The following is an 18,693-nucleotide window of genomic DNA, read 5'->3' on the forward strand; positions in this document are numbered from 1 at the left end:
TTGCCGTACCGGGGTCCCGGGGCTCGGCCGGAGGTGGGCTGGGATTTCCCCCACCCCGCCCCTTCCCGCAGCGTCCGATATGCGGCTCCGCCGCGTGGCGGGGCTCCGCCCCGGACCCCGCGCGGGGCGGGGGCGCCCGTTGGGCCCGCGGCAGCCCCCGGACAGAACACCGAGCCCCGCTTCGAGCACGGCCCCCGACCCCGCGATGCCCCGGCTCGAGACCGCCCGAGAACACACCCAACCCCACCGAGCACAACACCGAGCCCCGGCTGCTCGGGCACGACCCCCGACCCCGCAAGACCCGGACCCCGAAGCCTCCACGCCCCACGGCCGCCCCGGGCACGGCACGGCCCGGCCCCCACCGGACCACACACCAAGCCCCGAGCCGGGCACGGGCCCCAACCCCGCAAGGCCCCGGACCTACTCACCACCCGAGAACACACCCAACCCCACCGAGCACAACACCGAGCCCCGGCTGCTCGGGCACGACCCCCGACCCCGCAAGACCCGGGCCCCGAAGCCTCCACGCCCCACGGCCGCCCCGGGGCCAGGGCCAGGCCCCGGCTGGGGAAGGGCGGGGTGGGGGAAGCCCCCGCCCCGGCCCCGCCAGGTCCCCGGCCGCCCGGTCCAGGGGCGAGCCCCTGGACCGGGAGACAGCCGCCCCCGGCCGAGCCGGACGCCCCGGCACACACCCCGGGCCCCGCCCCCGTCCACCCGGGGTCCAGGGGCTTGCCCCTGGTTCGGGAAGGGGCGGGGTGGGGAAAGAAGCCCTGGCCCCGCCCCGGGCCGTCACCGCTCCCAGATCTTGAAGGCCCGTACCTGGTAGGCCGTTTCGGGGCTCCAGGAGCCGGTCGGGTAGGTGCGGAATTCGCCCGTCTCGGCGCACTCCGCGCTCTGGTACGCCGTCACCGGGCGCCCCGTGCGGTTGGCCAGGGACGCGGCCGAGGCACCCCTCGGCAGGGGGACGCAGCTCTCGATGTCGGTGTCGGCCAGTTCATGGACCTGGCGCGCCCCCGTGAAGGCCGCCTTGTGCCAGAGGCACAGCTGCCCCGTGGCGCAGCTGCCGAGCCGCGGCCCGGGCGCCGCCGCCCCGGCGGTGGCAGGGGTCAGGGCACAGGCCAGAGCGAGGGTCGCCGTGGCCAGGATGGTCTTGCGCATGTGGATCACACCCCGTGTGGAACATCCGGAAATACGAACGGGAGCCAGCCTGTCGGCCGACTCCCGTCCCCACCACGGGGTCGATCAAGGTCCACCCGGATAGGGGGCTTGACCCTGAGGGGTCAGATGTGCACGCCCCCGCCGCCCGCTTCCGCGTTGTCACCGCTCTTGGTCAGCACCGCGACCAGCGCCGCGACCACCGAGACGACGGCGGCGACACCGAAGGCGAGCCCCATCCCCGACACGAACGTGTCATGCGTGACGCTCGTGATCTTCCCGAGGATCTCCGGCGGGGTGCCCTTGGGCGCCGGCGGGATGCCGACCGCGACGGCGTCGGACGCCTTGGCGGCCTGCTCCGGCTTCATGGGCGGCAGTCCGGCCTTGGCCCACTTCTCCGGCAGGGTGTCGTCCACCTTCCCGGCCATGATCGCGCCGAGGACGGCCGTACCGAGGCTGCCGCCGACCTGCATGGCGGCCTGCTGGAGGCCGCCCGCGACACCGGCGTGCTCGATGGGCGCGTTGCCGACGATGACCTCGGTGGCGCCGACCATCACGGGGCCGAGACCGAAGCCGAGCAGGGCGAACCACACGGACATCTCGACGGTGCCGGTGCCGACCTCCAGCCGGGAGAGCCCGAACATGGAGACGGCGGTCAGCGCCATGGCCGTCACCAGCGGCACCCGCGCCCCGAACCGGGTGATCAGCGCTCCGGCGATCGGCGAGGAGACGATCATGGTCGCGGTCAGCGGCAGCAGGTGCAGACCGCTGTTGACCGGGGTCATGCCGTGCACGTTCTGAAGGTAGAAGGTGACGAAGAACAGCCCGCCCATGAAGCCGAAGGCCATGAGCACCATCAGGATCGTCCCGGCGGTCAGCGGCACCGAGCGGAAGATGGACATCGGCAGCAGCGGTTCGCGCGTCCGCTTCTCCCAGCGCACGAAGACGAGGAAGAGGACGGCCGCGAGGCCGAGGAATCCCAGCGTCTTGGCGCTTCCCCACTGCCAGTCGGTGGCTTTGATGAGCGCCCAGATCAGGCAGAACATCGCGCCGGACAGCAGCACGATGCCGGGGAGGTCGAAGGACCGCGGGGCCTTCTCGGCCCGGTGGTCCACGAGGATGATCAGGCCGAGGACGAGGGCGAGGACGCCCACGGGCAGGTTGATGAAGAAGACGGACTGCCAGTTGACGTGCTCGACGAGCAGCCCGCCGACGATGGGTCCGGCAGCGGTGGAGGCGCCGATCACGGCGCCCCAGATGCCGATCGCCATGTTGAGTTTCTCGACGGGGAAGGCGGCCCGCAGCAGGCCGAGCGCCGCGGGCATCAGCAGCGCTCCGCACAGGCCCTGGAGCACCCGGAAGCCCACGACGAGCGCCACGTCGTCGGAGAAGCCGATGGCGGCGGAGGAGGCGGCGAAGCCCACGACGCCGATGAGGAAGGTCTGCCGGTGGCCGAAGCGGTCACCGAGCTTGCCCGCGGTGATGAGCGCGACCGCGAGGGCCAGCAGATAGCCGTTGGTGATCCATTGGACGTCGGCGAGCGAGGCGCCGAGGTCCTTCTGGATGGCCGGGTTCGCGATGGCGACGATCGTGCCGTCGAGGGCGACCATCGTCACACCGATGGCGACGGTGAGGAGCGTCAGCCAGGGATGACCCCGCAGCCCCTTCGGGGGATCCGATATGGGAGGTTCCGGCGCCGTATCGGCGACGGTGGTCTCAGACGTCATGCTCGGAGGCTAATGTCAGCGTCTGACAATTGACAAACCGATTCATCAGCTGGTCTCTGTCGGGTGGGCCACAGGTAGGGTGGCCAGCCGAAACGCGACAGAAAGCGAGCACGAGAGGTGACAGCGGACGAGGCGGTGGCACCGCCACCGACCGGACTGCGCGAACGCAAGAAGCAGCGGACCCGCAGCGCGCTGGTGCGCTCGGCGCTGGATCTGTTCACCTGCCAGGGGTACGACCACACGACGGTGGACGAGATCGCGGAGTCGGTGGACGTCTCGCAGCGCACCTTCTTCCGCTACTTCGCCAACAAGGAGCAAGTGGCCTTCGCCACCCAGGACTCGGCGGAGTCGCACTTCTTCGCGGCGCTGTGCGCGCGCCCCGCCCACGAGGCCCCGCTGGCCGCCCTGCGGGGCGCGGTGCTCGACGCGTGGAGCACCATGGGGGACTCCGTCGAGCAGTTGGTTCCGGCCGAACTCCACATGCGGATGTACCGGGTGATCGAGTCGACGCCCGCGCTGCTCGCCGTCCATCTGCGCCGCACCGCCGAGCTGGAGGAGCGGATCGCCTCGGAGATCGCCCGCCGCGAGGGCCTCGACGTATCGGTGGATCCCCGGCCGCGGCTGCTGACGGCGATGTTCGGCGGTGTGATTCAGATCGCAGGGAAGCTGTGGGGGGCGGGCGACGACGATTCCACGGACGCCCTGCGGGACATCACCGCGTTTCACCTGGATCATGTGGGTCCGGCCCTCGCCGAGAACTGGCGCACCGAGCAGTAAAACCGACAAGCGTCACGAAGTGCATCAAATCCGACATAAGTTTCCGTCAAAACCGCACTCTCAAACGTGATACACATCACGGTGTTTGGCACCTGTGGGCGCGCTTCTCCTAGGGTGTCCCGCGGTGACTTCCTTCTCGGAGCTCGGTTCTCCCTCCCCCGGTTCCACCGCCTGGCGCGCTCTGCTCGCCCTGGCGGTGGTGTTCGTCCTGCTCGCCACCACCGGCTGGACGGCCATACGGAGCCACAGAGGAGACTCGGACCCGCTCTCCGTGTCGGTCGACGCCTGGCGCCACGGCGCCCTCGACGGTCACGCCCTGCCCGACCCGTACGCGTCGCCGCGCGTCCTCGGCCGCTGGCTCGATTCGCTCACCAAGGCCCAGCGCGACCGGCTCGTCCACCGCTATCCGCTGGTCGTCGGCAACCTCAACGGCGCTCCGGCGGCGCTGCGCTACCGCGCCAACCGGATCGCGCTGACCCAGGCCCGGGACATCGAGCGCCGGCGCATGCACAACAGCGAGCTGACCCCGATGGGGCGGCATGACGCCGGGCGGCGCATGCACCGGTACGAGGACCTGCTGAGCGGGAAGCGGCAGATCCTCTCGTTCGACCCCTCGGGCGCCGGGCGGGCCGCCGAGGTCTTCGGCGACCTCGCCCACGCCAGCCGCGTCTCGGTCGTGGTCCCCGGTGTGGACACCAACATCCTGACCTTCCAGAAGTCCGACCGGCCGTACACCGCCACCGTCGGCATGGCCCGCGCGCTCTACCACAACGAGCGCACCGAGGCCCCGGACACCAGGACCGCCGTGATCGCCTGGGCCGACTACACCTCCCCGGCCGGTATCGGCATGGACGCGGCCACCGGCAAGCTCGCCGCGCAGGGCGCGCTGCGGCTGCGCGCGCTGGTCAACGGGCTGCCCGAGGCGGCCCGCGTCTCGCTGATGTGCCACAGCTACGGCTCGGTGGTGTGCGGGGTCGCCGCCCGCGACCTGCCGTCCAAGGTCACCGACATCGCGGTGGCGGGCAGCCCCGGCATGCGCGCCGACCGCGCCTCCGAGCTGGGCGGCAACCGCCGGGTGTGGGCGATGCGGGACTCCGGCGACTGGATCCAGGACATCCCGCACCTGGAGGTCGGCGGCCTCGGCCACGGCGCCGACCCTCTCTCCTCCGGCTTCGGCGCCCGCGTCCTGTCCGCCGCCGGGGCCGAGGGACACGCCGGGTACTTCAACCCCGGCACCACCAGCCTGGACAACTTCGCGCGGGTCGGGGTAGGCCGGGTCAAGACCGTGAGCTGCGGGGACGGTGCCGCGTGCACCGCCGGACTGAGCTGACCCCGGCTGACCTGGGCTGACCTGCGGATGAGCGTACGAGAAGCGGGTGGTGAGCACGTGGACACCACCCACCGGCCGCGAGGAAGACGTTTGACGCGCGTAGCGCTCAAGGGGGGACGGGCGGGCCACCGCCGCATACGATGAGCCGCATGGGTGATGTGCTGGCCGGTTTTCAGACCGTCTGGGAGTTCGACACCGACTCCGTGCTCATCCGCTTCGAACGGGGGATCCGCACGCCGAAGCTGCTCCAGGCGCTCGGCGAACGCCACATCCCCTACGAAGCGCTGTCCGCGGTCGATCTCGCTCCCGGTAAACGCGGAACGGTGGTGCTGCGCGCGGTGCCCAGACCCGGCGCCGATCCGCTGATGGACGTCGCCGACGGGCAGCTCAGGGAGGGGTACGACCCGTACCGCCTGGTGCTGCCCGCCGAGCGCGCGTCCCTCGCCGAGTACTACGCCGAGGAGATACGCGGCGCGCTCGGGCCCGACACGGACACCGCCGCCGAATCCCATCTGGTGGCGGCACCCGCGCCGCCGCTGTCCTTCAAGGCGTACGACGGCAAGGCGTCCTTCGACGGCAAGGCGGTGTCGTTCCGCTGGTTCTGGACCGGCGCGTCCTCGACGAAGTGGAAGGCCGGGGACCAGCGGTTCCGGATCGACGAGCTGGCCGGGGTGGAGTGGCGCTCGCCCGAGAACCGGAGCTCGGGCGGCGCGGCCGCGAAGGCGGCGGGCACGGCACCGGCGGACGATCCGGAGGCGCCGGGCGGGGACGCGAAGGGCCCGGCGGGGAAGGCCCAGTCCGGGAAGAGCACGGGATCCAAGGGTTCCGGTGCCAAGAACTCCGGTTCCAAGGGCTCGACCTCCAAGAGCGGCTACGGCCATCTGCGGCTGGTGCCGCGCGGCGCCGAGGACCACCCCGCGGGCCGCCCCGACCACGACCCGGCGGCCGTGGTGTTCGGGATGGGGTACGGGCTGGTCCACGAGTCCCTGCCGTTCGCCGCCGCCGTCCTGGAGGCCGTACGGGCGTCCGCCCCCGCGCCGATTGCCGAGGGCTCCCCCGCACCCGCCCGCACCCCGGCCCCGGCGCGCCGGGACCCGGCCGACATCGCCGACCGCATCCGCCACCTCGGCGAGCTGCACACGGCGGGGCTGCTGACGGACGAGGAGTTCAGCACGAAGAAGGCCGAGCTGCTGGCGGAGCTGTAGGCGGGGCCGTCACCGGGTGCCGTCACGCGGTGCCGTGACCGGGGATGAGGAGGGGGGATGCAGGGGGCCTGGCCCCCTACCCAGGTATGAGCCACAAGTCGGCTCCCAGGTATGACGTGCGCGAGGTACGCCGAACCTACGCTGAGGCGACCATGTCCTCACCCTCGTCAGCCCCGTCGACCGGATTCACCGCGTCCACCGCGTCCACCGCGCACGAGAGCCTGCCCGCGGCCGCCCGGCGGCAGGCGGGCGGCCTCGCCCGGGCCCTGGTGACGCCCAGCTATCCGGCGACGCCGCTGCTCGCGCGGTCCTCCCGGCCCTGGCGGCGGAAGGTGCCGTACGCCCTCGCGATGATCCTCACCGCGACCCTGGTCCCGGTCACCGCCCATCTCCTCACCGAGGACTACGGGGTGAGCGGCGGTCTCGCCACGCTGCTCGGGCTGGCCCAGGGCACGCCGCTGCTGCTGGCGGTCACCCGCCCCCTCCAGGCGTGGTGGATCGTCGTCCTCGCCGATGTGACGACCGCGCTGGTGGTGCTGGGCACCTCCGACCTCCAGCACCGCGTCTGGCCCTGGCAGCCGCCCGCCATCATCGGGTACCTCTTCCTCCTCCTCGCCCTCGCGCTGCGCGAGCCGCGCCGCACCCTGGTGGCGGTGTGGCTGGTCACCGGGGGCGCCGGGCTCGTCCTCGGCATGGCGTTCCAGACCAAGAGCGACGGCAGCAACGTGCTGCTGTTCGTGCTCAGCGGGGTGGTGCTGCTGGTCGGCGGCGCGCTGCGGGAGCGCGGCGACGTGCAGCGGCGGCTGGCCGAGCAGGAGACCATCAGCGAGGCCGAGCGGGCCCACCGCACGCTGCTGGAGGAGCGCGCCCGCATCGCCCGCGAACTGCACGACGTCGTCGCCCACCACATGTCGGTGATCACCGTGCAGGCGGACAGCGCCCCGTACCGGATCGGCGGGCTGCCGCCCGAGGCGGAGCAGGAGTTCGGCACGATCGCCGCCACCGCCCGCGAGTCCCTCGCCGAGATGCGGCGGCTGCTGGGCGTGCTGCGCAGCGAGGAGACGCGCGGCGAGCGCACCCCGCAGCCGGGGCTGCGCCAGGTGCCGCAGCTGGTCGAGGCGACGGTGCGGGCCGGGATACCCACCGAGCTGTCCCTCGGCGACGAGGTGGCCGGGCTCGGCGCGCTGCCGCAGGCCGTGGACCTGTCCGCGTACCGGATCGTGCAGGAGGCGCTGGCCAACGTCGTGCGCCACGCTCCCGGCGCCGCCACCCGCGTCTCGGTCTCGGCGGCCGAGGACGGCTCCGGGCTGACCCTCCTCATCGTCAACGGCCCCCCGGCCGAGGGCCCGGCCACGCCCCTGGAGACCAGCGGCACCGGCCACGGTCTGGTGGGGATGGTCGAGCGCGTCCGCCTCGTCGGCGGCTCGCTCGACACCGGCCCGCTGCCGGACGGCGGCTTCCGGGTGGCGGCCCGGCTCCCCCTCGTCGACCTGGAAGAAACGGACTTATGACCATCCGCGTGATCATCGTCGACGACCAGGCCATGGTCCGGGCGGGCTTCGCCGCGCTGCTCGCCGCGCAGAGCGACATCGACGTGGTCGGCGAGGCCCCGGACGGACGCCAGGGGGTGGACGTCAGCCGCAACACCCACCCCGATGTCGTCCTCATGGACGTCCGCATGCCCGAGATGGACGGCCTGGAGGCCGCCCGCCAGCTCCTCGAACCACCCCGCGGCGTCACCCACCGCCCGAAGGTGCTCATGCTCACCACCTTCGACGTGGACGACTACGTCTACGAGGCGCTGCGCGCCGGAGCCAGCGGCTTCCTCCTCAAGGACGCCCCACCGGCCGACCTGATCTCGGCGGTCCGCGTCGTCGCCGCGGGCGAGGCCCTCCTCGCCCCCTCCGTCACCCGCCGCCTGATCGCCGAATTCGCCCGCCAGCGCCCGGCCCCCCGCCGCAACAGCTCCCTGCTGCGCCGCAGCGGGCTCACCCCGCGGGAGACGGAGGTCCTGGAGCTGATCGCGCGCGGGCTGTCCAACCAGGAGATAGCGGAGTCGCTGGTCCTCGCCGAACAGACGGTCAAAACCCATATAGGCCGAGTCCTCGCCAAACTCGGCCTGCGCGACCGCGCCCAAGCGGTGATCTTCGCCTATGAATCGGGCCTGGTGACCCCGGGCAGCCGATAGCGGTCAGCGGTGTCAGCCCACCCGGCTCCCCAGGACGACGCCGCGGCCGGCGAAGAATCGTTCGAGATCCACCCAGGGCACCTGGTGGTACTCCTGCGAATGCCCCGGGAACCCCGACGGGTTGTGCAGCACGACCCCCTTGGGCCCGCAGCCCACCGCGAGCACCAGATGCCCGCCCCGCAGCGGGGGCTCCGGGTCGAGCGTACGGATCGAATGGTGCACCGACAGCATCACGAGCCGCCCCCGGGCCACCTCGGCCTCGATGTCACCGGCCCCCAACTCGGGCCGCGCCCGGGCGTACAGGCCCCAGCGCCGGACGACCCAGTCGGCGAACGGCGCGTAGATCAGCCCCTTGACCGTGGTCTCGCCGGTCCGCACGTACGCCCCCGCCTCAAGGGCGTCACGCAGCAGAGGAATCGACGGCGGCACAGGATGCCCGAAGTGGTCCAGAGCCATGCGCAGACAGGCCATGCCGCAGATGCGCGACGCCCAGAACCCGTACTCCTCCCGGCTCCCCGCCCCGCTCTTCTGCCACAGCGGATCATCGGCCGACGCCCGAGCACCCGTCACGAACTCGGGTACGAGGTCCGCGGACTCCCACTGCGCGTAGTAGGGCACACGATGCGTCGTCGAAGAGGCGTCAGTCATGGTCCACAGTCTGCTACGGGACACCCACGCACAGCGGCTGTCCCGCCCCGGGCGACTGGGCGGCGTACCTCCTGACGATGGACATGCGTCCGGCCGGTCTCGCCCTGGTCCGGGGACTGACCGGCCCGAAGCGCGTGCCGCCCGACGTCTGGATCTCCTTCGGGCGGTAGCCCGGCACCCCCTACCCCGGTATGACATCCGACTTGGCACCGGGGGGTGACGCCCCGCCACATGTCCGCTCCTTACGTTTCCCTCCGCCACCGAACGGAAGAGGGAAACCGCGGCCATGTCCCAGACGCTACGCACCCGGCACTACGCCCGGCGGCTGATCACAGCGGCGCTCACGATCACCGTCATGGCGGGAACGGCCGGGTGGACCGTGGCGCACGAGGAGCAGGCCATCACGGGGCCGCCGCCGGGGACCGGGCGGTGGCTGGCCGACCACTCGCTGGGCGGGCGCGAACTGCCTGACCCGGAGAGCGCGTCGCCCGCCCGCATCGCCCGGTTCTTCGACGGGCTCGGCCGCGCCCAGCGGCAGGCGTTGGTCATCCGGCACCCCGAGGTCGTGGGCAACCTCGACGGGGCGCCGCTCGCGTTGCGTTACGCGGCCAACGCCCGGGCCATCCGGGCGGCGCGGGACGCGGAGCGGAAAACGGATCCGGCCAGCGGGCTGGCCGAGCGGTACGACGCGCTGCTCGCGCCCGGGCGGCAGATCCTGGCCTTCGACCCGCGCGGGCGCGGACAGGTCGCCGAGGTGTACGGGGACCTGGCGACGGCGCGGCGTACGGCGGTCGTCGTACCCGGGTCGGACATCGACCTGGCCAACTTCGACCGTACGCACGACCGTTACGGCGCCCCCGCCGGGATGGCGACCTCGCTGCGGGCGCAGCTGACGCGGGACGCTCCGGGGACCCGTACCGCCGTGGTGGCGTGGGTGGGGTACACCACCCCGGTCGGGCTCGGGCCGGACGCGGCGACCAGTCGGCTCGCGAAGGCGGGCGCGCCGCGGCTGGACCGTTTCCTGTCGGGGCTGGCGGTGACCACGGCGGGGACCGCCGAGGCTCCGCCCGCCGTGTTCTGCCACAGCTACGGTTCGGTCGTGTGCGGGGTGGCCGCGGCCGCGATGGACCGCACCCGGGTGTCCGATCTGGTGGCGTTCGGCAGCCCCGGCATGGGCGTGGACGACGCCGAGGAGCTGGGCACCGAAGCCCGGGTGTGGGCGGCGCGGGACGGCTCCGACTGGATACGACGGGTCACCGGCTACGACTTCATGGGGCTGGGCCACGGCGAGGACCCCACGGCCTCCGCTTTCGGCGCCCGCGTCGTGTCCGCCGACCGCGCCGACGGCCACACCGGCTACTTCGCCCCGGGCACGGACTCGTTGCGCAACTTCGCGCGGATCGTGCTCGGCGACTTCGGGTCGGTGCGCTGCGGCCACCCTCCGCAGGAGGAGGACTGCCGTCATGACCTCGTATGACGCGTATGACACGCATGGCACGTATGGCGCGAAGGCCAATGAGTCCTACTGAGGACCGGTGGGGCTACGTTCCCTCCGGCAGACCCCGGCCGGCCGCGTAGATATTGATCTTGAAGTCGAGGACGTCGAGCGTGCTCTCCAGCTCGGCGATCCGTTCCCGGACGTTCGCGCGGTGCGCGGTCAGCAGCTCCTCGCGTTCGGCGTAGGTGTGCTTGCCCTCCCGTACCAGCTCGGCGTAGCGGACCATGTCCGCCACCGGCATCCCGGTCAGCCGCAGCTTGCCGACGAGGTCGAGCCAGTCGAGGTCGCGGTTGGTGAAGCGGCGCTGGCCGGTGTGGGTGCGGTCCACGTGCGGCATCAGGCCGATCCGCTCGTACCAGCGGAGGGTGTGCGCCGTGAGCCCGGTGTGCTCGGCGACCTCGCTGATCGTGTACCGGTCCTGGCCGGTCGGCCGGGGGTGCGGGCGGCGCCCCACGCACGCGCGCGGCCTGGCCGGCACAGGAGCCCGCTCCAGGTCCCGCTCCAGGTCCCGCTCCAGATCTTGCTCCAGGCCCTGTTCCAGATCCTGTTCCATCAGGGTCATGCCGATTCACCCTCTCGCCGTCGCCGATGCACGAAGCCCTCGACGATCTCAACGCTAGGAGCTTCGAGTGCACTCCAAGCAAGCGCGGATTTGGCGGAAACTTGGCCGACGATAGGCTCGGGCCCCATGGAGAGCCTGCGGATGATCGAGAACTGGCCGGTCCCGACGGCGGCGGCCGCCGTCGTACGCGCGGACGGCACCGTGGCCGGATCCCACGGTCCGGTCGGCCACAGATTCCCGCTGGCCTCGGTGACCAAGCCGCTCGCCGCGTACGCGGCGCTGGTCGCGGTGGAGGAGGGCGCGGTCGAGCTGGACGAGGCGGCCGGGCCGGAGGGCGCCACGGTGCGCCATCTGCTCGCTCACACCTCAGGGCTCGCCTTCGACGAGCACCGGACGGTCGCCGCGCCCGGCAACCGGCGGCTGTACTCCAACGCCGGGTTCGAGGTGCTCGGCGATCACATCGCCAAGGCGACGGACATCCCCTTCGGCGAGTATCTGCGCCAGGCGGTCCTGGAGCCGCTGGGCATGACCGCGACCGAACTGACCGGCTCGCCCGCCAAGGACGCCGTCTCGACCGTGGACGACCTGGTGCGCTTCGCCGCCGAGCTCCAGGCGCCGCGGCTGCTGGCGGCCGAGACGGTGGCGGAGGCGACGGCCGTGGTGCATCCGGGGCTGACCGGGGTGCTGCCGGGCTACGGGCACCAGAAGCCGAACGACTGGGGGCTCGGCTTCGAGATACGCGACGGGAAGTCGCCGCACTGGACAGGGTCGTCGTCCTCGCCCCGCACCTTCGGGCACTTCGGCCAGTCCGGCACGTTCCTCTGGGTGGACCCGGAGGCGCGGGCGGCGTGCGTCGCCCTCACGGACCGGGCGTTCGGCCCGTGGGCGATCGAGGTCTGGCCCGCGTTCACCGACGCCGTGCTGGCGGAGCTGTAGCCCCGGCAAGAAAACCCCTGCCTTCCTGGCCGCTCAGGCCAGGAAGCGCCGCGGCGGCACCTGGGGAGGGCTCGCCGCATGAGGGTCGCCGAACGCCCTCGCGAACCTCTCGAACGAGCTCCTGAGGTGATCGGCCATCGCCTCCTCGGCCGCGCCAGGCTCGCACCGGCCGATCGCCGCGCTGATCCGCCGGTGCTCCACGACGGTATTGGCCGTGTCGATCTCCTCGGGGTAGAGCCGGAAGGTGTGCAGATGGCAGTGGGTCTGCCCGTACGCCTGCTCCACCACTGAATTGCCCGACGCCGTGATGACGGCCGCGTGGAACGCGGCGTCGTGCGCCACCAGCTCCTGACGGACGTCCCTGACGTCCGGGTCCGGGCCCCCCTGCGCCCGCCTGGCCAGCAATCCCTCGAAGTCGTCCAGCTGCCTGCCGAGCGCGGTTCCCGGGTTGGTCAGCCGGTCCACCGCCGCCGCCCGCGCCGCCCACGGCTCGACCAGCAGGCGGAACTCGAACAGCGCGCGCAGACCGGGCAGGTCGAGCAGCGGCGTCGTGCTGTAGCCGCGCCCCGGCTGGTACGTGATCAGGTTGTCGCCCTCCAGGCGCTGGAGCGCCTCGCGCACCGGCGTCTGCGAGACGCCCAGGTCCCGCGCGAGAGCCACGATGTTGATCTTTGTGTCGGGCGGGATCTCCCCTCCGATGATCAAGGAGCGCAGCCGGGCGTGAACCTCGGTCGTCGACGGCTTGGCCGTGGTCTTCGGTGGCACGCACACCTCGTCAGTCCGGGCGGGGAAACGTCTGCTTCGCGATCGTAACCCTGAGTTTCTCCCTCGTCGGAGCCGGTCACCGTCCGCATCCCGATCCGACGGAACCCTTGACTCCGTATAGCATTCAACTTAAGTCTATAGAGATCCGTCGGACCCTATACACATCAGCGTCGATGTCGGAGGACGGTCCTATGACTTCCCCTCGCGTTCAACCCGCCGCCCCGCCGGCGGCCGCACGCCCGCCCGGAGCCGTCGGCCGCACGCGCTGGTTCATCATCTGGCTGGCGTTCGCCGGGCTGACGATCAACTACCTCGACCGGTCCAGCCTGAGCGTCGCGCTGCCCTTCATGGGCGAGGACTTCCACCTGTCCAGCACCCAGCAGGGCTTCGTCTTCGCCGCGTTCTTCTGGGCGTACGACGTCTTCCAGCTCGCGGCGGGCTGGTACGTCGACAAGGTCGGCCCCCGGCGCTCCTTCACGATCGCGGCCATCTGCTGGTCGGTCTTCACCATGGCGACCGCGCTGGCCAGGGGCTTCTGGAGTCTCATCACGGTCCGGTTCCTGCTCGGCGCCGGGGAGAGCCCCGCGCCCAGTACGGCCGCGAAGGTCGTCGCCACGTGGTTCCCCGTACGGGAGCGGGCGTTCGCCACCAGCGTCTGGGACTCCGGCTCGCGCGTCGGCGCCGTGATCGCGCTGCCGATCGTGACGCTGATCGTGGCCGTCACCTCGTGGCACACCGTGTTCATCGTGATCGGCTGCGCCGGGCTGCTGTGGGCCCTGGTGTGGTGGAAGGTGTACCGCGGCCCGCGGGAGCATCCGTCCTGCACGGCGGCGGAGGCCGACTACATCGAGTCCGGCGGTGCGCGCGCGGCGGCGAACGACGACGAAGCGGCGGCCGCCCTGTCGTGGCGGTCACTGTTCCGGTACCGCGCCGTGCTCAGCATGATGTTCGGCTTCTTCTGCCTGAACAGCGTGATCTACTTCTTCATCACGTTCTTCCCCAGCTATCTCGTCACCGAGCGGGACTTCGACCTGTTGCAGCTGGGCTTCTTCGGCGCGGTGCCGGGCATCTGCGCCGTCGTGTTCGGCTGGCTCGGCGGGCTCGCCGCCGACCGGGCCGTCCGGCGCGGGCACACCGTCAACCGGGTCCGCAAGGTCACCATCGTCGGGGGCCTGACCGGCGGGTCGGTCATCATGTTCGCCGCCCTGGTGCCCGAGGCGTGGATGGCGCTGGTGCTGCTGTCCGTCGCGTACTCCAGCCTGACGGTCGCGGGCACCGGCATCTGGTCGCTCCCGGCCGACATCGCGCCCAGTTCCCGGCACGTGGGGATGCTCGGCGGCATCCAGAACTTCGCCTCCAACTTCGCCGGGATCCTGACCCCCATCCTCGTCGGGGTGCTGGTGGACCACACCGGCTCCTTCGTCGCCCCGCTGATGGTGATCGGCTGCCTGGCCCTGCTGGGGGCCCTCAACTACCTCGTCCTGCTCGGCAGGGTCCAGCCCCTGCGGGTCAAGGCCGCATAACCGCACCACCACCCACCCTCCACCTCCATCAGGGAGCACGATGACCACCATCACCGCCGTGGACGTCCTCGACGTCCGCTTCCCCACCTCGGTGACGGCCGACGGATCCGACGCGATGAACAAGGACGGCGACTACTCGGCGACGTACGTAGTCCTGCGCACCGACGACCCGGAGCAGTCGGGATACGGGTTCACGTTCACCATCGGCCGCGGCAACGACCTGTGCGTGGCTGCCGCCGAGCAGCGCGCCCGTCCGCTCCTGGGGCGCGACGTCGAGGACATCACCTCCGACCTGGGCGGCATCTACCGCGAGCTCCAGTCCGACTCGCAGCTGCGGTGGCTCGGCCCCGAGAAGGGCGTGGTGCACCTCGCCCTCGCGGCGGTCATGAACGCGGTCTGGGACCTCGCCGCACGCCGGGCCGGGCTCCCGCTGTGGAAGCTGCTGGCGACGATGACGCCCGCCGAACTCGTCGACGCCGCCGACCTGCGCTATCTGTCCGACGTCCTGCCCCGCGAGGAGGCGATCGGCCTCCTCACCCGCAAGGCCGGTACGCGCGAGGAGCGCATCGCGCAGCTGGAGAAGACCGGCTACCCCTCGTACACCACCTCCGCCGGATGGCTCGGCTACTCCGACGACAAACTGCGGACGCTGTGCCAGGAGGCCGTCGACGCGGGATACCGCCACGTCAAGCTGAAGGTCGGCGGCAACCTGGAGGACGACGTGCGGCGGTGTGCCATCGCGCGGGAGGTCATCGGCGACGACGCCGAGCTGATGATCGACGCCAACCAGGTCTGGGACGTCCCCGAGGCCATCGACTGGGTCGGCGCGCTCGCCGAGTTCAAGCCGCTGTGGATCGAGGAGCCCACCAGTCCCGACGACATCCTCGGACACGCCCGGGTGCGCCGGGCGGTGGCCCCGATCGGGGTGGCCACCGGAGAACACGGCATGAACCGGGTGCTGTTCAAGCAGCTCTTCCAGGCCGAGGCCATCGACTACTGCCAGCTGGACGCCTGCCGCCTCGGCAGTGTCAACGAGGTGCTCGCCGTGCTGTTCATGGCGGCGAAGTTCGGCGTGCCGGTGTGCCCGCACGCGGGCGGCGTGGGGCTGTGCGAACTGGTCCAGCACCTGTCGGTGTTCGACTTCGTGGCCGTCTCGGGGAGCCTGGAGGGCCGTGTCACGGAGTTCGTCGACCACCTGCACGAGCACTTCACCGACCCCTGCGTCGTCCGCGACGGCGCGTACGTCCTGCCCACGCGGCCCGGCTACAGCGCCCGGATGCGCGACGCCTCGCTGGCCGAGTACGCCTTCCCCGACGGCTCGTACTGGGCCGGACGCTCCCTCTGACGCGCACGACCACCGCTCCGCGACACGACTCGACACGACACGACACGACTCGACCGAAGGGCTCGCAACGGATGCACGCAGCACGGTACGTCGGCAACCACACCATCGCCGTCGCCGAGGTCCCGGTGGCCCCGCCGCCGCCCGGCCAGGTCCAGCTGGACGTGGCCTACACCGGGATCTGCGGCACGGACCTGCACCTCCTGCACGGCGCCATGGACGCGCGGGTCACGCTCCCCGCCGTGATCGGCCACGAGATGTCCGGGCGGATCGCCGCCGTCGGCGAGGGCGTGGCGGGCTGGGCGGTGGGCGACCCGGTCACCGTCATGCCACTCGCCTGGTGCGGCGCGTGCCCGGCCTGCGCCGCGGGCCACCAGCACATCTGCCAGAACCTGGACTTCATCGGCATCGACTCACCCGGGTCGCTCCAGAACCGGTGGAACGTCCCCCAGGAGGTGCTGGTCCGGCTGCCCGGCTCCCTCCCCCTCGACCGGGCGGCGCTCGTGGAGCCCGTGGCCGTGTCCGTCCACGACGTGCGGCGGGCGGACCTCCGGCCGGGCGAGAAGGCCGTGGTCGTCGGGGGCGGCCCCATCGGCGTCCTGATCGCGGTCGCGGCGCGGCACGCCGGGGCCGAGGTCGTCGTGGCGGAGGTGGACCCCGAGCGCCGGGCCATGGTCGCCGGGCTCGGGTTCGACGTGCTCGACCCGGGCGCCGACGACCTCGTCGCCCGGGTCACGGAGTGGACCGCGGGGGCGGGTGCGGACGTGGTGTTCGAGGTCTCCGGGGCCGCGGCCGCCGTGCTCGGCGCCACCTCGCTGGCGCGGGTGCGCGGCCGCCTGGTCATCGTCGCGATCCACCCCCAGCCGCGGCCGGTGGACCTGAAGCAGGTCTTCTGGCGCGAGCTGACCGTGCTGGGCGCGCGCGTCTACGAGCGGCGGGACTTCGAGACGGCCGTGACGATGCTGGCCGACGGGGTCGTACCGGCCGACCGGCTCATCACCGGCACGGTGCCGCTGACGCGCGTGGCGGACGCGTTCGACCAGCTGTCCGCGGGACAGGCCATGAAGGTCCTCGTCGACTGCCAGGAGGTGGCGTGATGCCCGGGAATCCCTTCGACCTGACCGGCAAGCTCGCCGTGGTGACCGGCGCCAAGCGCGGCATCGGCAGGGCGATGGCGGAGGCGCTCGCCGCGGCGGGGGCGGACGTGATCGGGGTGAGCGCCACGCTCGAACCCGAGGGCAGCGCGGTGGAGGCGGCCGTCCGTTCCCACGGGCGCACGTTCACCGCGCGCCGGGTCGACTTCGCCGACCGTGCGGCCGTACGCGCGCTCGGCGCGGAACTCGCCGCCCTGGAGCGGCCCGTGGACATCCTGGTGAACAACGCGGGGACGATCCGGCGGACCCCGGCCGCCGAGCACCCGGACGAGCTGTGGGACGACGTCATCGAGGTCGACCTGAACGCCCAGTTCGTGCTGACGCGCGAGGTGGGGCGGGCCATGCTGGCGAAAGGCGTCCGAGGAAAGATCATTTTCACGGCGTCCCTGCTGAGCTTCCAGGGCGGCATCACCGTCCCCGGCTACGCGGCGGCGAAGTCCGGCATCGCCGGGCTGACCAAGGCGCTGGCCAACGAATGGGCGGCGCACGGGATCGGCGTCAACGCCATCGCCCCGGGCTACATCGCCACCGACAACACCCAGGCGCTCCGCGACGACAGCGAGCGGTCGCGCGCGATCCTGGAGCGCATCCCGGCCGGCCGGTGGGGGCGACCCGAGGACATCGCCGGGGCGACGGTGTTCCTCGCGAGTGCCGCGTCGGACTACGTCTCGGGCACCGTGCTGCCGGTCGACGGGGGCTGGCTGGGCCGCTGAACCCCGCCACCGCGGACAAGGCGCTCCGGACGAGACGCTACGGATGCGCCCGGCCTGCCCCTGCCGGGCGCGCCCGGCGGCCCTAGGGGGTGTCCGCAAAGTCCCGTCGGGCCCGCGACGCCTGGCACGCTCCCCCAGCTACCGCTGGGAGGTGCCCCCTCTCGCTGCGTTGTCGGGCGCGTCCGAGTAGGCCCGCCCCCAGACTCCGTCCGGGAGGTACCCCCGCGAGGACGACCCTCCGCCTTGCGATCGCACGCGCCCCCAGCTACCGCTGGGAGGTGCCCCCTGACGCCGCGGGCTGATCCAACGCGACTTTGCGGACAGCCCCTAGCGCGCTAGCCGTACACCGGCTCCGCGCGCATCTCCCACACCAGCAGCTCCGCCGCNGCCCCTAGCGCGCTAGCCGTACACCGGCTCCGCGCGCATCTCCCACACCAGCAGCTCCGCCGCCCCCACCGCGCGCGCCTCCAGGTCCCGCGCGTCCGTGGCGCGGGCCGCGTCGCCCGCCGCGAGGGTCTCGTCGCCGACGCGCACCTCGCCGCGCACCACGTGTGCGTACACCCACGGCGCGTCCGGCAGCGCGGTGCGCTCGCCGTCGGTGAGCCGCCGCACGTGGAGCACCGCTTCGGCGCGGGCCAGGGCGTACGGGGTGCCGTCGGCGATGCCGCGGACGACCTCGTACTCCGGCTCGGCGCCGACCGCGACCGGGGCAAGCCACATCTGGACGAAGGTCAGCGGCGCATCGGACTCGTTGCGCTCGGAGTGGCGCACGCCGCCGCCCGCGCTGAGCCGCTGGACGTCGCCGGGGCGGACCACGGTCCGGTGGCCGGTGGAGTCCTCGTGGGTGAGTTCGCCCTCGACGACCCAGGTCACGATCTCCAGGTCGCGGTGGGGGTGTTCCGCGAAGCCCGCGCCGGGGGCGAGGCGCTCCTCGTTGCAGGCGACGAGAAGCCCGAACCGCACGTTGTCCGGGTCGTAGTGTCCAGAGAAGGAAAAGGCGTGGCGCGTCTCGACGCCCGCTCCGTCCCCGCCCCGATACCGTGCACCGGACCGCTGTACCCACATCACCCGGTCCACGGTAGTGCGCCCCCGGACCGGCCCGTCCCTGCCCCCGTCCTACCTGCGCGTAGCCTCCCGACCCCAGCGTTCACCCTCCGATAAGGCAGTCTT

General features: G+C 72.3%; 17 protein-coding genes. 11 read left to right on the top strand and 6 right to left on the bottom strand.

Annotation, left to right across the window (positions count from 1 at the left end):
- Positions 1-789 precede the first annotated feature (789 nt).
- Positions 790-1,158: a peptidase inhibitor family I36 protein gene (locus tag EEJ42_RS08000; RefSeq protein ID WP_123099298.1), complete on the bottom strand. Its 369-nt coding sequence runs from the start codon at positions 1,156-1,158 to the stop codon at positions 790-792.
- Positions 1,159-1,280: 122 nt separating this feature from the next.
- Positions 1,281-2,882, bottom strand: coding sequence for an MFS transporter (locus EEJ42_RS08005; protein WP_123099276.1), 1,602 nt, complete (start codon positions 2,880-2,882; stop codon positions 1,281-1,283).
- Positions 2,883-2,999: 117 nt separating this feature from the next.
- On the opposite strand from EEJ42_RS08005, the gene EEJ42_RS08010 reads away from it, so the two are divergent.
- From EEJ42_RS08010 to EEJ42_RS08030, 5 genes are all read left to right on the top strand, one after another.
- A complete protein-coding gene (locus EEJ42_RS08010; RefSeq protein WP_123099277.1) occupies positions 3,000-3,659 on the top strand; it encodes a TetR family transcriptional regulator in 660 nt (219 codons plus the stop codon).
- Positions 3,660-3,783: 124 nt separating this feature from the next.
- Complete coding sequence (locus EEJ42_RS08015; protein ID WP_123099278.1) at positions 3,784-4,989, top strand: alpha/beta hydrolase; 1,206 nt, start codon at positions 3,784-3,786, stop codon at positions 4,987-4,989.
- A 149-nt stretch (positions 4,990-5,138) separates the two neighbouring features.
- Complete coding sequence (locus EEJ42_RS08020) at positions 5,139-6,194, top strand: DUF4429 domain-containing protein (protein WP_123099279.1); 1,056 nt, start codon at positions 5,139-5,141, stop codon at positions 6,192-6,194.
- Between the two features lie 152 nt (positions 6,195-6,346).
- The gene (locus EEJ42_RS08025) at positions 6,347-7,705 is read left to right on the top strand and encodes a sensor histidine kinase (protein ID WP_123099299.1); all 1,359 of its coding nucleotides are present in this window, start codon (positions 6,347-6,349) and stop codon (positions 7,703-7,705) included.
- Positions 7,702-8,382, top strand: a complete 681-nt coding sequence (locus EEJ42_RS08030; protein WP_123099280.1) for a response regulator — start codon at positions 7,702-7,704, stop codon at positions 8,380-8,382. Before EEJ42_RS08025 ends, EEJ42_RS08030 begins: the two co-directional genes overlap by 4 nt.
- A gap of 12 nt (positions 8,383-8,394) precedes the next feature.
- On the opposite strand, the gene EEJ42_RS08035 is transcribed toward EEJ42_RS08030, so the two are convergent.
- Entirely contained in the window at positions 8,395-9,030 is a 636-nt protein-coding gene (locus tag EEJ42_RS08035; protein ID WP_123099281.1) for a C39 family peptidase, read from the bottom strand.
- Positions 9,031-9,316: 286 nt separating this feature from the next.
- Between EEJ42_RS08035 and EEJ42_RS08045 the strand changes: the two genes are divergently transcribed.
- Complete coding sequence (locus EEJ42_RS08045) at positions 9,317-10,507, top strand: alpha/beta hydrolase (protein ID WP_123099282.1); 1,191 nt, start codon at positions 9,317-9,319, stop codon at positions 10,505-10,507.
- A gap of 64 nt (positions 10,508-10,571) precedes the next feature.
- Here the strand turns inward: EEJ42_RS08045 and EEJ42_RS08050 are convergent, their stop codons facing one another.
- A complete protein-coding gene (locus EEJ42_RS08050; RefSeq protein ID WP_123099283.1) occupies positions 10,572-11,090 on the bottom strand; it encodes a MerR family transcriptional regulator in 519 nt (172 codons plus the stop codon).
- 126 nt (positions 11,091-11,216) lie between these two features.
- Between EEJ42_RS08050 and EEJ42_RS08055 the strand changes: the two genes are divergently transcribed.
- Positions 11,217-12,026 (top strand): serine hydrolase domain-containing protein, encoded by an 810-nt coding sequence (locus EEJ42_RS08055; protein WP_123099284.1) that lies wholly within the window; start codon positions 11,217-11,219, stop codon positions 12,024-12,026.
- A 33-nt stretch (positions 12,027-12,059) separates the two neighbouring features.
- Here EEJ42_RS08055 and EEJ42_RS08060 read toward each other — a convergent pair whose 3' ends face one another.
- Positions 12,060-12,791, bottom strand: a complete 732-nt coding sequence (locus EEJ42_RS08060; protein WP_123099285.1) for a GntR family transcriptional regulator — start codon at positions 12,789-12,791, stop codon at positions 12,060-12,062.
- Between the two features lie 191 nt (positions 12,792-12,982).
- On the opposite strand from EEJ42_RS08060, the gene EEJ42_RS08065 reads away from it, so the two are divergent.
- From EEJ42_RS08065 to kduD, 4 genes are all read left to right on the top strand, one after another.
- Positions 12,983-14,314 carry an MFS transporter gene (locus EEJ42_RS08065; RefSeq protein ID WP_123099286.1) on the top strand — a complete coding sequence of 444 codons (1,332 nt, stop codon included), beginning with the start codon at positions 12,983-12,985 and terminating at the stop codon, positions 14,312-14,314.
- A gap of 40 nt (positions 14,315-14,354) precedes the next feature.
- On the top strand, positions 14,355-15,659 hold the full coding sequence (locus tag EEJ42_RS08070) for an L-fuconate dehydratase (protein ID WP_123099287.1): 1,305 nt from the start codon (positions 14,355-14,357) through the stop codon (positions 15,657-15,659).
- Between the two features lie 71 nt (positions 15,660-15,730).
- A complete protein-coding gene (locus EEJ42_RS08075) occupies positions 15,731-16,753 on the top strand; it encodes a zinc-dependent alcohol dehydrogenase (RefSeq protein WP_123099288.1) in 1,023 nt (340 codons plus the stop codon).
- Complete coding sequence (gene kduD, locus EEJ42_RS08080) at positions 16,753-17,523, top strand: 2-dehydro-3-deoxy-D-gluconate 5-dehydrogenase KduD (protein ID WP_123099289.1); 771 nt, start codon at positions 16,753-16,755, stop codon at positions 17,521-17,523. The genes EEJ42_RS08075 and kduD overlap by 1 nt, the downstream gene beginning before the upstream one ends.
- A gap of 399 nt (positions 17,524-17,922) precedes the next feature.
- Here the strand turns inward: kduD and EEJ42_RS08085 are convergent, their stop codons facing one another.
- Complete coding sequence (locus tag EEJ42_RS08085) at positions 17,923-18,588, bottom strand: pirin family protein (RefSeq protein ID WP_123099300.1); 666 nt, start codon at positions 18,586-18,588, stop codon at positions 17,923-17,925.
- Between the last annotated feature and the right edge of the window lie 105 nt (positions 18,589-18,693).

The organism is Streptomyces botrytidirepellens (assembly GCF_003721215.1).
In the GTDB taxonomy this organism is placed as follows: domain Bacteria; phylum Actinomycetota; class Actinomycetes; order Streptomycetales; family Streptomycetaceae; genus Streptomyces; species Streptomyces himastatinicus.

Excerpts from the sequence above, each read along its gene's own strand:
- EEJ42_RS08035 (WP_123099281.1), bottom strand. The coding sequence starts at position 9,030 with ATGACTGACGCCTCTTCGACGACGCATCGTGTGCCCTACTACGCGCAG.
- EEJ42_RS08070 (WP_123099287.1), top strand. The coding sequence starts at position 14,355 with ATGACCACCATCACCGCCGTGGACGTCCTCGACGTCCGCTTCCCCACC.
- EEJ42_RS08030 (WP_123099280.1), top strand. The coding sequence starts at position 7,702 with ATGACCATCCGCGTGATCATCGTCGACGACCAGGCCATGGTCCGGGCG.
- EEJ42_RS08020 (WP_123099279.1), top strand. The coding sequence starts at position 5,139 with ATGGGTGATGTGCTGGCCGGTTTTCAGACCGTCTGGGAGTTCGACACC.
- EEJ42_RS08085 (WP_123099300.1), bottom strand. The coding sequence starts at position 18,588 with ATGTGGGTACAGCGGTCCGGTGCACGGTATCGGGGCGGGGACGGAGCG.
- EEJ42_RS08075 (WP_123099288.1), top strand. The coding sequence starts at position 15,731 with ATGCACGCAGCACGGTACGTCGGCAACCACACCATCGCCGTCGCCGAG.
- kduD (WP_123099289.1), top strand. The coding sequence starts at position 16,753 with ATGCCCGGGAATCCCTTCGACCTGACCGGCAAGCTCGCCGTGGTGACC.
- EEJ42_RS08000 (WP_123099298.1), bottom strand. The coding sequence starts at position 1,158 with ATGCGCAAGACCATCCTGGCCACGGCGACCCTCGCTCTGGCCTGTGCC.
- EEJ42_RS08025 (WP_123099299.1), top strand. The coding sequence starts at position 6,347 with ATGTCCTCACCCTCGTCAGCCCCGTCGACCGGATTCACCGCGTCCACC.
- EEJ42_RS08050 (WP_123099283.1), bottom strand. The coding sequence starts at position 11,090 with ATGACCCTGATGGAACAGGATCTGGAACAGGGCCTGGAGCAAGATCTG.
- EEJ42_RS08065 (WP_123099286.1), top strand. The coding sequence starts at position 12,983 with ATGACTTCCCCTCGCGTTCAACCCGCCGCCCCGCCGGCGGCCGCACGC.
- EEJ42_RS08045 (WP_123099282.1), top strand. The coding sequence starts at position 9,317 with ATGTCCCAGACGCTACGCACCCGGCACTACGCCCGGCGGCTGATCACA.
- EEJ42_RS08055 (WP_123099284.1), top strand. The coding sequence starts at position 11,217 with ATGGAGAGCCTGCGGATGATCGAGAACTGGCCGGTCCCGACGGCGGCG.
- EEJ42_RS08005 (WP_123099276.1), bottom strand. The coding sequence starts at position 2,882 with ATGACGTCTGAGACCACCGTCGCCGATACGGCGCCGGAACCTCCCATA.